General features: G+C 55.2%; 9 protein-coding genes and 1 tRNA gene. All 10 read left to right on the top strand.

The features are described from left to right. The first annotated feature begins 41 nt into the window (after positions 1–41). The 10 genes from rplL to QZW03_RS13355 all read left to right on the top strand — a co-directional run bounded on the left by rplL (position 42) and on the right by QZW03_RS13355 (position 15,505). Positions 42–416 (top strand): 50S ribosomal protein L7/L12, encoded by a 375-nt coding sequence (rplL, locus tag QZW03_RS13400; protein WP_296510512.1) that lies wholly within the window; start codon positions 42–44, stop codon positions 414–416. Positions 417–685: 269 nt separating this feature from the next. Next, positions 686–4,798, top strand: coding sequence for a DNA-directed RNA polymerase subunit beta (gene rpoB / locus QZW03_RS13395; RefSeq protein WP_296510511.1), 4,113 nt, complete (start codon positions 686–688; stop codon positions 4,796–4,798). 19 nt (positions 4,799–4,817) lie between these two features. Further along, a complete protein-coding gene (gene rpoC / locus QZW03_RS13390; RefSeq protein WP_296510510.1) occupies positions 4,818–9,044 on the top strand; it encodes a DNA-directed RNA polymerase subunit beta' in 4,227 nt (1,408 codons plus the stop codon). Between the two features lie 88 nt (positions 9,045–9,132). Then, positions 9,133–9,690 (top strand): hypothetical protein, encoded by a 558-nt coding sequence (locus QZW03_RS13385; protein ID WP_296510509.1) that lies wholly within the window; start codon positions 9,133–9,135, stop codon positions 9,688–9,690. A 7-nt stretch (positions 9,691–9,697) separates the two neighbouring features. After that, positions 9,698–11,023 carry a 16S rRNA (cytosine(967)-C(5))-methyltransferase RsmB gene (gene rsmB, locus QZW03_RS13380; protein WP_296510508.1) on the top strand — a complete coding sequence of 442 codons (1,326 nt, stop codon included), beginning with the start codon at positions 9,698–9,700 and terminating at the stop codon, positions 11,021–11,023. Then, the gene (locus tag QZW03_RS13375; RefSeq protein ID WP_296510507.1) at positions 11,004–11,612 is read left to right on the top strand and encodes a DUF4390 domain-containing protein; all 609 of its coding nucleotides are present in this window, start codon (positions 11,004–11,006) and stop codon (positions 11,610–11,612) included. The genes rsmB and QZW03_RS13375 overlap by 20 nt, the downstream gene beginning before the upstream one ends. Next, a complete protein-coding gene (locus QZW03_RS13370; RefSeq protein WP_296510506.1) occupies positions 11,609–13,903 on the top strand; it encodes an ATP-binding protein in 2,295 nt (764 codons plus the stop codon). Before QZW03_RS13375 ends, QZW03_RS13370 begins: the two co-directional genes overlap by 4 nt. Before the next feature lie 34 nt (positions 13,904–13,937). After that, complete coding sequence (locus QZW03_RS13365) at positions 13,938–14,609, top strand: response regulator (protein ID WP_296510505.1); 672 nt, start codon at positions 13,938–13,940, stop codon at positions 14,607–14,609. A 25-nt stretch (positions 14,610–14,634) separates the two neighbouring features. Continuing rightward, positions 14,635–14,710 (top strand) — tRNA-Phe (locus tag QZW03_RS13360). A 207-nt stretch (positions 14,711–14,917) separates the two neighbouring features. Continuing rightward, complete coding sequence (locus QZW03_RS13355; protein WP_296510504.1) at positions 14,918–15,505, top strand: hypothetical protein; 588 nt, start codon at positions 14,918–14,920, stop codon at positions 15,503–15,505. Positions 15,506–15,508: the final 3 nt, after the last annotated feature.

Here is a 15,508-nt window from a genome sequence, read left to right as displayed (position 1 = left end):
CGCTGCCTGTCTGAAGTAACCAATATTGTTAGGAAATCAAAATGGCATTCGATAAAGACGCATTTTTGACCGCGCTGGACAGCATGACGGTCATGGAACTCAACGACCTGGTGAAAGCCATCGAAGAGAAATTTGGTGTGAGCGCTGCTGCAATGGCTGCTCCTGCTGCTGCTGGTGGCGGTGCCGCTGCTGCTGCTGAAGAGAAGACAGAATTCAACGTGGTGTTGACTGAAGCCGGCGCTAACAAAGTGTCCGTCATCAAGGCAGTGCGTGAAATCACCGGTCTGGGCTTGAAAGAAGCTAAGGACCTGGTGGACGGCGCTCCTAAGGCAGTTAAAGAAGGCGTTTCTAAGGCTGACGCTGATGCAGCTAAGAAGAAGCTGGAAGAAGCTGGCGCTAAGGTCGAACTCAAGTAATCGACCGATTTGCATGGGCTGGAGGTTCCACAAGGGCCTCCAGCCTTTGCCGCTTGTAGGCTAGACATTAGTTTGCACAGGAAAGCAGTGATCCACTGCTTTCCTGTGTCTTCTGATCCGACTGCAGAAGATGCCTTGGTACGGGTTGCGTGCAATGCGTGACCGTCCGCCAATGATTGGTAGTGGCCAATCACCAAGTCTGTTGAGAGTGCTCAACGCGACAGTCGCCTAGGACCCCCAGGATTCCTCAGCCTTTGCCCGGAGATCTAATGGCTTACACATACACAGAACGCAAGCGGATTCGCAAAAACTTCGGTAGTCGCGATAGCGTGCTAGAGATCCCTTACCTGCTTCAGATGCAAAAAGACGCCTACACCGCGTTTTTGCAGGCAGATGTCACCCCGAAAAAGCGTACCGCTGAAGGTTTGCAGGCCGCCTTCGAGGCAGCTTTCCCGATCGTTTCGCATAACGGTTTCGTGGAAATGAAGTACCTTGAGTACAACTTGGCAAAGCCAGCGTTCGATGTGCGTGAATGCCAGACCCGTGGTTTGACCTACGCTTCTGCCGTGCGCGCTAAGGTGCAGTTGATCATTTATGACCGTGAGTCTTCGACCGGCCAAAACAAGGTGGTCAAGGAAGTCAAAGAGCAAGAAGTCTACATGGGCGAAGTGCCCTTGATGACAGGCAAAGGCTCCTTCATCATCAACGGCACCGAGCGCGTCATCGTGTCTCAGCTGCATCGCTCGCCAGGTGTGTTCTTCGAACACGACAAGGGCAAGACTCATAGCTCCGGTAAGTTGCTGTTCTCGGCTCGAATCATTCCTTACCGAGGTTCGTGGCTGGATTTTGAATTTGACCCTAAGGACTTGTTGTACTTCCGCGTCGATCGCCGCCGCAAGATGCCCGTGACGATTCTGCTAAAGGCCATCGGCCTGAACAACGAATCCATCCTCGCAAACTTCTTTGTCAACGATAACTTCCGGTTGATGGACAGCGGAGCCCAGATGGAGTTCGTTGCTGAACGTCTGCGTGGCGAAGTCGCCCGTTTCGACATCACCGACAAATCCGGCAAAGTGGTGGTGGCCAAGGACAAGCGCGTCACAGCCCGCCACACCCGCGAATTGGAGCAGTCCGGCACCACCCACATCAGCGTCCCCGAAGATTTCCTGATCGGTCGCGTGGTTGCACGCAACGTGGTGGACGAAGACACAGGTGAAATCGTCTCCAAAGCCAACGAAGAGTTGACTGAAGCTTTGCTCAAAAAGCTCCGTTCTGCTGGAATTCAAGACCTTGCCTGCATCTACACCAATGAGCTGGACCAGGGTGCTTACATTTCTCAGACCCTGCGTACTGATGAAACCGTAGATGAGTTTGCTGCCCGCGTTGCGATCTACCGCATGATGCGCCCCGGCGAGCCACCAACAGAAGACGCGGTGCAAGCTTTGTTCCAGCGTTTGTTCTACAACCCGGACACCTACGATCTGTCGCGCGTCGGCCGCATGAAGTTCAACGCCAAGATGGGGCGCTCGGAATCCACTGGCCCTATGGTGCTGACCAACGAAGATATCTTGGCTGTTGTCAAGATTCTGGTGGATCTGCGCAATGGTCGCGGTGACGTTGACGATATTGACCACTTGGGTAACCGCCGCGTACGTTGCGTGGGCGAGTTGGCCGAAAACCAATACCGTACCGGTTTGGCTCGTATTGAAAAAGCCGTTAAAGAACGCTTGGGCCAGGCAGAGCAAGAGCCCTTGATGCCGCACGATTTGATCAACAGCAAGCCTATCTCGGCTGCGTTGAAAGAGTTCTTTGGTGCATCGCAGCTGTCGCAGTTCATGGACCAGACTAATCCGTTGGCCGAAATCACCCACAAGCGCCGCGTATCGGCCCTTGGCCCGGGTGGTTTGACCCGCGAACGTGCTGGCTTTGAAGTGCGTGACGTTCACGTGACCCACTATGGTCGTGTGTGCCCTATCGAGACACCAGAAGGCCCGAACATTGGTCTGATCAACTCGTTGGCGCTGTACGCTCGCCTGAACGAATATGGCTTTATTGAAACGCCATATCGCCGCGTGGTTGATAGTAAAGTTACTAACGAAATCGACTATCTGTCGGCGATTGAAGAAGGTAAATACGTTATTGCCCAGGCCAACGCTGCACTGGACAAGCAAGGTACCTTGACCGGTGATCTGGTCTCTGCTCGTGAAAAGGGCGAGTCGATTCTGGTAAGCGCTGATCGCGTTCAGTACATGGACGTGTCGCCAGCGCAGATCGTTTCGGTGGCTGCTTCTTTGGTTCCATTCTTGGAACACGATGACGCCAACCGTGCGTTGATGGGTGCGAACATGTCTCGCCAAGCGGTTCCTGTGCTGCGGCCTGAAAAGCCAATGGTCGGTACCGGTATCGAGCGCGTAGCCGCAGTTGACTCCGGTACGGTCGTAACTGCTACCCGCGGTGGTGTGGTGGATTATGTCGACGCAACCCGCGTTGTGATTCGCGTTAACGATGCTGAGGCGCAAGCCGGTGAAGTCGGTGTGGACATCTACAACCTGATCAAATATCAGCGTTCCAACCAGAACACCAACATCCATCAACGGCCTATCGTTCGCAAAGGCGATAAGCTTTCCAAGGGTGACGTGATCGCCGACGGCGCTTCTACTGACCTCGGCGAGATCGCTATCGGTCAGAACATGCTGGTAGCGTTCATGCCTTGGAACGGCTACAACTTCGAAGACTCGATCTTGATCAGCGAGCGCGTAGTAGCAGAAGACCGCTACACCTCGATTCACATCGAAGAACTCGTGGTCATGGCGCGTGACACCAAGTTGGGCGCAGAAGAAATTACCCGCGATATTCCTAATCTGAGCGAGCAGCAACTCAACCGTTTGGATGAGTCGGGGATCATCTATGTGGGTGCTGAAGTCCTGCCGGGTGACACTTTGGTTGGAAAGGTTACGCCCAAGGGCGAAACCACGCTGACCCCTGAAGAAAAGCTCTTGCGTGCGATCTTCGGCGAGAAAGCCAGCGATGTGAAAGACACATCCTTGCGAGTGGATCAGGGCAGCTCCGGCACCGTGATCGACGTACAAGTGTTCACCCGCGAAGGTATTCAGCGTGATCGCCGTGCGCAGCAGATCATCGACGACGAACTCAAGCGTTTCCGCCTGGACCTGAACGACCAGTTGCGTATCGTGGAAGCAGATGCGTTTGACCGTATCGAGAAGCTGTTGACCGGCAAAGTGGCCAATGGCGGCCCACAAAAGCTGGCCAAGGGCACCAAGCTCGACAAGGCTTACCTGACCTCTGTGGAGAAGTTCCACTGGTTTGACATTCGTCCAGCGGACGAAGAAGTTGCAAGCCAACTTGAGAGCATCAAGAATTCCCTGGAGCAAACTCGCCATAGCTTTGACCTCGCCTTTGAAGAAAAGCGCAAGAAGTTGACGCAAGGCGACGAGTTGCCCGCAGGCGTCTTGAAGATGGTCAAGGTCTACATCGCCGTCAAGCGTCGCTTGCAGCCTGGTGACAAGATGGCCGGCCGTCACGGCAACAAGGGTGTGGTCTCCAAGATCACGCCTGTGGAAGATATGCCTTACTTGGCAGACGGCACTCCCGTGGACATCGTATTGAACCCCCTGGGCGTTCCCTCACGTATGAACATTGGACAGGTGTTGGAAGTGCACTTGGGCTGGGCCGGTAAGGGCTTGGGACAGCGAATCGGCGATATGTTGCAACGTGAAGCAGCAAGCACCGAAATTCGTGGTTTCTTGGAACAGGTTTACAACAGCACTGGCCGCAAAGAAGAGCTTGCCGACCTGTCTGACACCGAGATTCAAGAGATGGCCGAAGAGCTGACCAGCGGTGTGCCTTTTGCATCGCCGGTATTTGATGGCGCAACCGAAAAAGAAATCGGTGACATGCTGCAACTGGCGTACCCGGACGATGTAGCTAAGGCAAAGGGCCTGACAGCTACTCGCACACAAGCCCAGTTGTATGACGGTCGTAGTGGTGATGCGTTCGAACGCACCACCACGGTGGGGTACATGCATTACTTGAAACTGCACCACTTGGTGGATGACAAGATGCACGCCCGCTCCACAGGCCCTTACAGCTTGGTTACCCAGCAGCCTCTGGGCGGTAAGGCTCAGTTCGGTGGTCAGCGTTTCGGTGAAATGGAAGTGTGGGCGTTGGAGGCATACGGTGCTTCTTACGTGCTGCAGGAAATGCTCACTGTGAAGTCCGATGACGTGCAAGGTCGTACCAAGGTGTACGAAAACATTGTCAAGGGTGAGCACTCAATTGAAGCCGGTATGCCGGAGTCGTTCAATGTGTTGGTCAAGGAAATCCGTTCCTTGGGCATCGACATCGAACTGGATCGTTCTTAATTGAAAGGGAAAGAGTCACATGAAATCTTTACTCGACCTGTTCAAGCAGTTCACGCCCGATGAGCATTTTGATGCCATCAAAATTGGCATGGCATCCCCTGAAAAGATCCGCTCCTGGTCTTTTGGTGAGGTCAAGAAACCTGAAACCATCAACTACCGTACGTTCAAGCCTGAGCGGGACGGCTTGTTTTGCGCCAAGATCTTTGGACCTATCAAAGATTACGAATGCTTGTGCGGCAAATACAAGCGCCTGAAACATCGCGGTGTTATCTGCGAGAAGTGCGGCGTTGAAGTCACACAGACTAAGGTGCGTCGCGAACGCATGGGTCACATCGACCTCGCTGCGCCTTGTGCTCACATCTGGTTCTTGAAGTCTTTGCCTAGCCGTTTGGGCTTGGTGTTGGATATGACCTTGCGCGATATCGAACGCGTGTTGTACTTCGAAGCATATGTTGTGACTGATCCAGGCATGACTCCGCTGAAGAAGTACAGCATCATGTCGGAAGACGATTACGATGCAAAATTCCAAGAGTACGGAGATGAGTTCATCGCCAAGATGGGCGCTGAAGGTATCAAGGATCTCTTGGAAAGCATCGACATCGACGGTTCGATCGAGAAGTTGCGCAACGACCTGACCGGCTCTGAACTCAAGATCAAGAAGAACGCCAAGCGTTTGAAGGTTCTCGAAGCATTCAAGAAGTCCGGTATCAAGCCTGAGTGGATGGTTCTGGATGTGCTGCCTGTGCTGCCTCCGGATTTGCGTCCTCTGGTGCCGTTGGACGGCGGCCGCTTTGCGACCTCGGATCTGAACGACTTGTATCGCCGTGTGATCAACCGCAACAGCCGTCTGCGCCGTTTGCTGGAGTTGAAAGCACCGGAAATCATTGCGCGCAACGAAAAGCGCATGCTGCAAGAAGCCGTGGACAGCTTGCTGGACAACGGTCGCCGTGGCAAGGCTATGACTGGCGCCAACAAACGTGCACTGAAGTCCTTGGCTGACATGATCAAGGGTAAATCCGGTCGTTTCCGTCAGAACTTGCTGGGCAAGCGCGTGGATTACTCTGGTCGTTCCGTGATTACCGTGGGCCCAACACTCAAGTTGCACCAGTGCGGTCTGCCGAAACTGATGGCTTTGGAATTGTTCAAGCCCTTCATCTTTGCGCGCCTAGAAGCCATGGGTATTGCAACCACGATCAAGGCTGCCAAAAAGGAAGTTGAATCTGGCACGCCCGTGGTGTGGGACATCCTTGAAGAGGTTATCAAAGAGCACCCCGTGATGCTGAACCGTGCGCCAACGCTGCACCGTTTGGGTATCCAAGCTTTCGAGCCTATCTTGATCGAAGGCAAAGCTATTCAGCTGCACCCTCTCGTTTGCGCGGCCTTTAACGCCGACTTCGACGGTGACCAAATGGCTGTTCACGTGCCGTTGTCGGTGGAAGCGCAAATGGAAGCCCGCACATTGATGCTGGCCTCCAACAACGTGCTGTTCCCTGCCAACGGCGAGCCTTCCATCGTTCCTTCGCAGGACGTGGTGTTGGGCTTGTACTACACCACCCGCGACCGTATCAACGGCAAGGGTGAGGGTCTGGTGTTTGCGGACACAGGCGAAGTACAGCGCGCTTTCGATGCGGGCCAAGTCGAGCTGAACGCACGTATCAACGTGCGTCTGACCGAGTGGACCAAGAACAAGGAAACCGGTGAATTTGAGCCGGAAACCAAGCTGTGGGAAACCACTGCTGGCCGCGCACTGTTGTCTGAAATTCTGCCAAAGGGCTTGCCTTTCGCCAACATCAACAAGGCCTTGAAGAAGAAGGAAATCTCCAAGCTGATCAACGTGTCTTTCCGCAAGTGCGGACTGAAAGAGACCGTGGTGTTTGCAGACAAGCTCTTGCAAAGTGGTTTCCGCTTGGCGACGAAGGCCGGTATCTCGATTTGTATCGACGACATGTTGGTGCCGCAAGAGAAGCACGACATCATTGGTCGCGCCCAAAAGGAAGTCAAAGAGATCGAGCAGCAGTATGTTTCCGGTCTAGTGACGTCCGGTGAGCGCTACAACAAGGTGGTTGATATCTGGGGCAAGTCGGGTGACGAAGTGTCCAAGGTGATGATGGCCAAGTTGTCCAAGGAAATGGTCACCGACCGCCATGGCAACCAAGTGCAACAGGAATCCTTCAACTCCATCTACATGATGGCGGACTCGGGTGCCCGCGGCTCTGCGGCGCAGATTCGTCAGGTGGCTGGTATGCGGGGTCTTATGGCCAAGCCCGATGGCTCCATCATTGAAACGCCTATTACCGCGAACTTCCGCGAAGGTCTGAACGTGTTGGAGTACTTCATCTCCACCCACGGTGCGCGTAAGGGTCTGGCCGATACTGCGTTGAAAACAGCGAACTCCGGTTACCTGACACGCCGTTTGGTTGATGTGACCCAGGATCTGGTCGTTACTGAACAAGACTGCGGCACACACGGTGGTTACCTGATGCGCGCCATCGTCGAAGGTGGTGAAGTCATCGAATCCCTGCGTGACCGTATCCTCGGCCGCACCGCTGCGGACGACGTGCTGCATCCGGAAACACGCGGTGTTCTTTCGCCTGCCGGCACTATGCTGGACGAAGACGAAATCGAAATGCTGGAAGCAGCCGGCGTCGATGAAGTCAAGGTTCGTACGGCACTGACCTGCGAAACGCGCTTTGGTATTTGTGCCAAGTGCTACGGTCGTGACTTGGGTCGCGGTGGTTTGATCAACGGCGGCGAAGCTGTTGGTGTGATTGCTGCACAGTCCATCGGCGAACCGGGTACCCAGCTGACCATGCGTACGTTCCACATCGGTGGTGCTGCATCACGTGCTGCGATCGCGTCGAGCGTTGAAGCCAAGTCCAACGGCAATATCGGCTTTAACGCCACCATGCGCTATGTGACCAACAGCAAGGGTGAGTTGGTCGTGATTGCCCGTTCCGGCGAAATCATCATTCACGATGAACACGGCCGCGAACGTGAGCGCCATAAAGTGCCTTACGGTGCCGTACTGACGGTCAAGGTAGATCAATCGATCAAGGCCGGCGCCATTCTGGCGAACTGGGACCCATTGACACGCCCCATCATCACTGAATTCGCCGGTAAAGCCCACTTCGAAAACGTCGAAGAAGGCTTGACAGTGGCCAAGCAGGTGGATGAGGTAACAGGTCTCTCGACCTTGGTGGTTATTGATCCGAAACGTCGCGGTGCCGCCAAGGTGGTCCGTCCGCAAGTCAAGCTGATTGACGCTTCGGGTCACGAAGTGAAGATTCCAGGTACCGATCATTCGGTGACCATTGGCTTCCCCGTCGGATCCCTCGTGCAGGTGCGTGATGGTCAGGATGTGGGCCCAGGCGAAGTGCTGGCGCGTATCCCGATCGAAGGTCAAAAGACCCGCGACATTACCGGTGGTCTGCCACGCGTTGCAGAGCTGTTCGAAGCCCGCTCGCCGAAAGACAAGGGTGTTTTGGCAGAAGTAACTGGTACGGTGTCCTTCGGTAAGGAAACCAAAGGCAAGGTCCGCTTGCAAATCACCGATCCAGAAGGCAAGGTCTGGGAAGAATTAGTGCCCAAGGAAAAGAACATTTTGGTGCACGAAGGCCAAGTGGTGAACAAGGGCGAGTCGGTGGTCGACGGTCCTGCCGACCCACAAGACATCCTGCGTTTGCTGGGTTCCGAAGAGCTGGCACGTTATATCGTGGACGAAGTTCAGGATGTGTACCGCTTGCAAGGCGTGAAGATCAACGACAAGCACATTGAAGTGATTGTTCGTCAGATGCTGCGTCGCGTGGTGGTTGAAAACGCCGGTGATTCGGGTTACATCAATGGCGAACAAGTCGAACGCTCCGAGATGCTTAACACCAACGACGCCCTGCGTGCCGACGGTAAGATCCCTGCGACGTTCACCAACCTGCTCTTGGGTATTACCAAGGCGTCGTTGTCTACGGACAGCTTCATCTCTGCTGCGTCCTTCCAGGAAACAACGCGCGTGTTGACCGAAGCTGCCATCATGGGCAAACGCGACGAATTGCGTGGCTTGAAGGAAAACGTGATCGTTGGTCGCCTGATTCCAGCAGGAACCGGCTTGGCTTACCATGAAGCCCGCAAAGTTCGCGAAACAATGGACGACGCAGAACGCCGTGCGATCGCTGAAGCAGAAGCTGCAGAGTTGGCAGGCACCGCTGAGGTAACCGAAGATCTCTCCACTGGGGAAGACACTTCGGCTGAGTAATCCTCGCTACTGAATCAAAGCGCCCCAAGTTGCTTGCAACTTGGGGCGCTTTTTTTCGGAAGTCGCTGGCACGTACCGAGGAGCTGAAATGAGTCAAACGATTTATGTATGGTTGATTCTCGCGTGTGGTTTGTTTTGGCTGGTAGGCGTCTATAACCGGCTCATGCGACTACGTTCACGCGCGCTAGATGTGTCAGCTGCGCTGGACAAACAGGTGATGGTTTGTGTCCGTCTAGTGGCCACACAGGCTGCAGCAACCGATCAGAGCGACGAAGCATCCGCGCAAGCTCCCTTTGCGCCATTTGATGAGTGTTGGTTGCAGCTGTTGCAAGCCAATCGCTTTGCAGAAGCTGTTTGGGGTGCAAGCCGGAAAAACAGGTTGAGCGACGAAGCGCAGCAGAGGCGGGCGGAAAGCTGGGGACATTTGCAGGACGCCTGGAATGCTTGGCTCGCGCAACCTCCAGACCTCGCCGGCGCCAGAGTCCCCGACACTTTGGCGATTGAGTGGGAAGCAAATTCTGCGAAAGTGCTGGTGATCAAGGAGGCCTTGAATCGCATCCTTGAAAGCTATAACGACGCCATCCAACAATATCCCGCGCGCTGCGTATCGGGAATACTAGGTTTCGGGGCCATTGCTCCTCTTTAGGACAGTCATGAATGAAGCTAGAAAGGCCCCTGAACTGTGGCGCCAGTTACAAGCAACCGTCGAGGTATTGTTGCGAGTGTCCGCCGGGCAGTCAGGGACTTCATCTATTGACGCTGTCGAAGCGTCCCTGCGACCGGCAGTTCAAGCATTGGCATTTCATGCCTGGCGGAACCATGGCAGGGCGGTAGCACTGCGGACACTGCTCGCGCAAAAGCCGCCTGCGCTGCCCTCAGACACACTTTTGTGTCTGGCACTTGGTCTGATGTCCTCCAACGAAGAGACGAGTTACGACGAATTCACCTTGGTGAACCAAACCGTACAAGCGGCCAAGCAGTCGCCGCGCAGCAAGGCGCAAGCTAACTTTATCAATGCATGTTTGCGGCGCTTTCAGAGGGAGCGTGACGCATTGCTCGCTGAGGCCAACAAGCGGCTCGAAGCTAGTTGGAACCACCCTTTGTGGTGGGTCAAACGTGTACAGGCTGATCATCCCGACTGCTGGGAACGATTGCTCAGCGAAGCGAACCGCCATCCCCCCATGACTCTTCGGGTGAACCAGCGAAAAGTTGATCCGGCTGACTACTTGCTAAAACTGCAAGATGCTGGCGTTGCAGTCGCCAGAAGCTCTTCAACCCGCATCGAGTTGGCGAAACCTGTTCCGGTCCATAAGCTGCCTGGATTTGAGGATGGGTGGGTCTCTGTGCAAGATGGAGCTGCGCAATATGCAGCACCTCTGCTATTGGACGGTGGGCTGCGAGGGCTGCCGTTGAGAGTTTTGGATGCATGTGCAGCTCCCGGGGGGAAGACGGCGCATTTGTTAGAGATGTCCGAGGCGCAAGTTATTGCCTTAGAGGTGGATCCGCAGCGCGCAGAGCGAATAGGAGAAACTCTGGGGCGATTGGGCCTGACTGCCAAGGTTTTGTGTGCTGATGCATCTAAACCAGCAACATGGTGGGACGGAGAGCTGTTCGGCGCTATTTTGCTCGATGCACCTTGCACTGCGTCAGGCATCGTGCGCCGCCACCCGGATATCCGGTGGCTACGCCGCGAATCCGATATTCAACAATTGGCATCCCAGCAAAAGCAAATTCTTAATGCATTGTGGCCCCTTCTCGCGGCCGGTGGACGGCTGCTGTATTGCACATGCTCGATCTTCAAAGCTGAAGGAGATGGGCAAGTTCAAGCGTTTCTTGCGAGCAACAAAGATGCTCGATTAATGCCGTCCCCGGGACATTTATTGCCCGGCCTAGCAGCAGATCAAGAGGGACTGGTCGACAATCAAGCGAGCGACCATGATGGCTTTTTCTATGCACTGTATGAAAAAATGCGACCTTGAAAGACTGCTCCGCAAGCTTTGCTTGCTGATGCTGGCCGCAGTGCTACTGCCTAGCTACGCTCAGACACAAATAGAAATCTCTCAATTCGAAGTAGATCGGTCCCAAGACGAGGTCGTGCTCAATGCGCAGTTGCAATTCGAGTTGTCATCCGCGGTGGAAGATGCACTCCTAAAGGGTGTCCCGATTTACTTCCGCGCTGAAGCGGATGTCTTGAAAGAGCGCTGGTACTGGTACGACAAGACGCAAACCTCGTCAGCAAGAAACTACAAACTCGCATTTCAGCCACTGACCAGACGCTGGCGCTTGAGCATGAGCACCGGTGCTGGCAGCGCAGCGGGGCAGGGACTTGCACTCAGTCAGTCCTACGACACCTCCGCTGCCGCTATGGCTGCTGTGCGCAAGATCAGCCGGTGGCGCATTGCCTCGGGTGGAGACTTGGAGCCCCAAGGGAAATACCGCTTGGATTTCAAGTTCCACCTGGATGTCAGCCAATTGCCGCGCCCATTTCAGATCGGTTTACTGGGGCAAACAGACTGGGACCTGAGCGTTCTTCGGTCGCAAGCCCTTCCTCTTGAATCGCCCAAATGAGCGTCGCTAACAACGAGGCTGCGGGGGGGGCGCAAAAGGTCAACCACACTTCGCGTTCGATGCGCAGAGCCATTGCGATCGGCTCGGCTGTCATGGTCCTCATCGGTCTCACTTTGTTGTTCTTGCTAACCCAGGCAACAAATAACCGGGAGCTGTATGAAAGCAACTATCAAACGCTATTCATCATCAACGTCGTGGTGGCCAGCTTGCTGGCGGCGGCCATTGCCTGGGTTGGGTTTCGACTTTTCACAAGACTGCGACAGGGGCGCTTCGGTAGCCGCCTCTTGCTCAAGTTGGCCACCATTTTTGCGTTGGTCGGGGTTATGCCGGGTTTGCTTATCTACGTGGTGTCTTACCAGTTTGTTTCCAGGTCCATTGAAACTTGGTTTGACGTTCAGGTGGAAGGCGCTCTAGAGGCGGGTCTAGGCTTGGGGCGGGTCACGCTGGAAACTTTGACGGTTGATCTGGCCGGCAAATCCAAAGCAGCAGCGGGATTGCTTTCGGAGAACTCTGAGAGTGCATCCGGTATGCTGGCAGAGCGTCTGTTGGACCAACTGGGCGCCACGGACATCACCATTTGGAGTGGCTCAGGCACTTTATTGGCCAGCGTGGGGCAGTCGAAATTTCAACTGAGTCCCGACAAGCCGACCAACAGCCAGTTCCGCAGCGCTCGCCAACAGCGATCGCTCGCCTGGGTAGAAGGGCTGGATGAATCGACGCCTGATGGACCCAATACCGCGCGAATCAAAGCACTCGTGCCTATTGCAAACCCTGGTTTGGGGTTGGTGTCGGAAATCCGATACATGCTGGTGACCAAAGCGCTGCCAACCAGCTTGGTCAGCAATGCACTCGCGGTGGAGCGAGCCAACCGGGAATACCAGGAGCGTGCGCTCGGCCGTGAAGGATTGAAGCGCATGTATATCGGTACCTTAACCCTGAGTTTGTTTCTTGCTGTTTTTGGGGCAGTCTTGCTCGCAGTGGTGTTGGGGAACCAGATCGCACGGCCCCTTTTGCTGTTAACCGAGGGCGTGGGCCAAGTGGCCGCAGGTGACCTGACGCCTAAATTGGCCTTGCAGGGCAGAGACGAATTGGGTGGATTGACCCGGGCATTTGCCTCGATGACACAGCAACTGCTGGAAGCGCGTTATGCGGTGGAGGCCAGCATGTCGCAAGTCGATGCGGCACGCGCCCACTTGCAGACCATCCTCGATAACTTGACCTCGGGGGTCATCGTCCTGGACCCAGCAGGTCGAATCGTGAGTTCCAACCCCGGAGCGTCTCGAATACTCAAGACGGATCTCCGCACCCACGAGGGTCATGCCCTTTCAGAGATTCCAGGGCTTGAGTTGTTCGGCGACGGTGCCAAAAAGCAGTTTGATGCCTTGGTGGAAGGTCACCAAGAGCAAGTGGCAGACCACTGGCAGCAACCCTTTGAGCTCGCCCAGTCATCCGATCCTGTGGCAAGTCCGTTTGCCGGAATACTGACGCTGGTTGCTAGAGGCGCTGAGCTTCCCTCCCACCACCAGCTGCTGGTTTTCGACGACATCTCTGAAATTGTTTCTGCGCAGCGGGCACAGGCTTGGGGCGAAGTCGCACGTCGGCTTGCCCACGAAATCAAAAATCCGCTGACGCCGATTCAGCTCTCTGCAGAGCGACTGGAGATGAAACTCACGGGGAAAGTCGCACCGCCTGAACAAGCCATTCTCACAAAATCCGTCAAGACCATCGTGGATCAAGTGGACTCCATGAAGCGCTTGGTGAATGAGTTCAGGGACTATGCAAGGCTGCCGGCTGCTGAGCTGAAACCCTTGCAATTGAACCAGCTGGTGCAAGACGTGTTGCACCTTTACGATTTGGAGAATGCCAAGGTCCCTGTGGTGATGGACTTGGACCCGCTGTGCCCTCAAGTCATGGGAGATGCAGAGCAGCTGCGACAAGTCATTCACAACCTGCTCCAGAATGCCCAAGACGCTTGTTTGTCTGCCAACGAACCCAGAGAGCTTGCGCGAACCGTGACCATACGCACCCAATGGCAAGCAGCCAACCGCCGGGTCCGGCTGTCCATCCGGGATCAAGGGGATGGATTCGCCGACAACATTCTTAAGCGAGCCTTTGAGCCCTATGTGACGACCAAATCACGGGGAACTGGCCTGGGACTTGCTGTAGTGAAGAAGATATCGGACGAGCACGGATCCCGTATCGATGTCGGGAACATCCAAAAAGACGGTGTCGTGGTGGGTGCACAAGTGTCGTTATCATTGGCGGCAGCGCCCGAGCCAGCGGCATCGTAGTGAATCGGGCTTCATAAGGGATAGCGTAAGCAATATGGCGAACATTTTGGTGGTGGATGACGAGCATGGCATCCGTGAGCTTCTGTCGGAGATCCTGAATGATGAAGGACACACGGTCGAGCTTGCGGAAAATGCTGCGCAGGCACGCGCCGCACGTTTGCGCGAGCGCCCCGATCTCGTGCTCTTGGATATATGGATGCCAGACACTGATGGCGTCACACTTCTGAAGGAATGGGCGTCCACAGGCGCACTGACGATGCCCGTGATCATGATGAGCGGCCATGCAACGATCGACACCGCGGTGGAGGCTACCAAAATCGGCGCTCTGGCTTTCCTGGAAAAGCCGGTCACTCTGCAAAAGCTCTTGAAGGCGGTTGAGCAGGGCTTGGCTCGCGGAGCCGTCCGCAAAGCAGCGCCTGCCGTGGCGGCCTACACCATGAATGCAGAGCCGGTTGCGCACGCACCTATTCTGATGATCGAGCCTGTGGAATCAGGGCCGCAGGCCAGCCAGGACTTCGAGCTGGATAAGCCACTGCGCGAGGCTCGGGATGAGTTCGAAAAAGCATATTTTGAATATCACTTGGCTAAAGAAAATGGATCAATGACCCGGGTGGCAGAGAAAACAGGGTTGGAACGAACCCACCTGTACCGGAAGCTAAAACAGCTCGGCGTTGATCTTTCTCGCGGCAAGAGAAATAACGCATAAATTCAATGCTAGAATACGAGGCTTAGGCCCGGTAGCTCAGTCGGTAGAGCAGAGGATTGAAAATCCTTGTGTCGGTGGTTCGATTCCGCCCCAGGCCACCAAAACGCGAAAGCGGCATTTCTTAACGGGAATGCCGCTTTTTCTTTGGGCGCAAGCTGAAGCGTTCTGATTAGTCCTTCCGGCCTCTTGCCTGAAAGCGGGCTAAGGATTAATCTCACAACCGGGTCGTGTCACGTCTGGGCAGTGCGTCCGCTGACGGTGCTGCGCCACAGCGACTGGTGATGATCTTTATTTGAAAAGGCGGCTTCATGTTCGGTAGGTTTCTCGGCAAAAGTGACTCAGCAGCGTCCAAGCGTTTGGATGCTGGAGATTCACGCGGCCTTGAAGTCGTCGAGGATGACCCGGAGACCTCCTGGAGCTTGTGGGACAACGCTTTAGCCGCACAGGACTCCCGCTACAGTGGTCTAGCACCCATCACCAGTGCAGATCCATTGGCTTCTGCCTCCGAGGTGCAAGTTCGCAGCCGAAGCGAGGCGAAGGCAGCGGATGCATTTCCCGATTTCGAAGACCTTCCGACCCAGCCCATGGGGCTTGACGACAAGTCCCCCGCGCAGCGTGCGGCGGAGGCCTTGGAAATAGTGGAGCTCTATCACCACCGCATTGCCACCACCATCCGTACTCTGTGGGGATACAAAGAGTGCAGTTTGTACATTAACAAACTCATCATCAATGGCGGGGATGGCATGGGCAACTCCCGCATCGGTTTCAATCCCGAGGCTGCCCAGGCGATGCTGGAGCTGGCGGATCTGCATGACCGCATGTTTGGCATCGCCGAGCCGAGCCAGGCCACGGGTTTCTCAGACTCCTTCCACTCGACCTTCGACGGCCATCGCTAAGCC

Source organism: Rhodoferax sp., from assembly GCF_013297935.1.
Lineage (GTDB): Bacteria > Pseudomonadota > Gammaproteobacteria > Burkholderiales > Burkholderiaceae_C > Allorhodoferax.
Note: the sequence above shows the minus strand (reverse complement) of the source record. Positions and strands in the feature narration are given on the sequence as shown.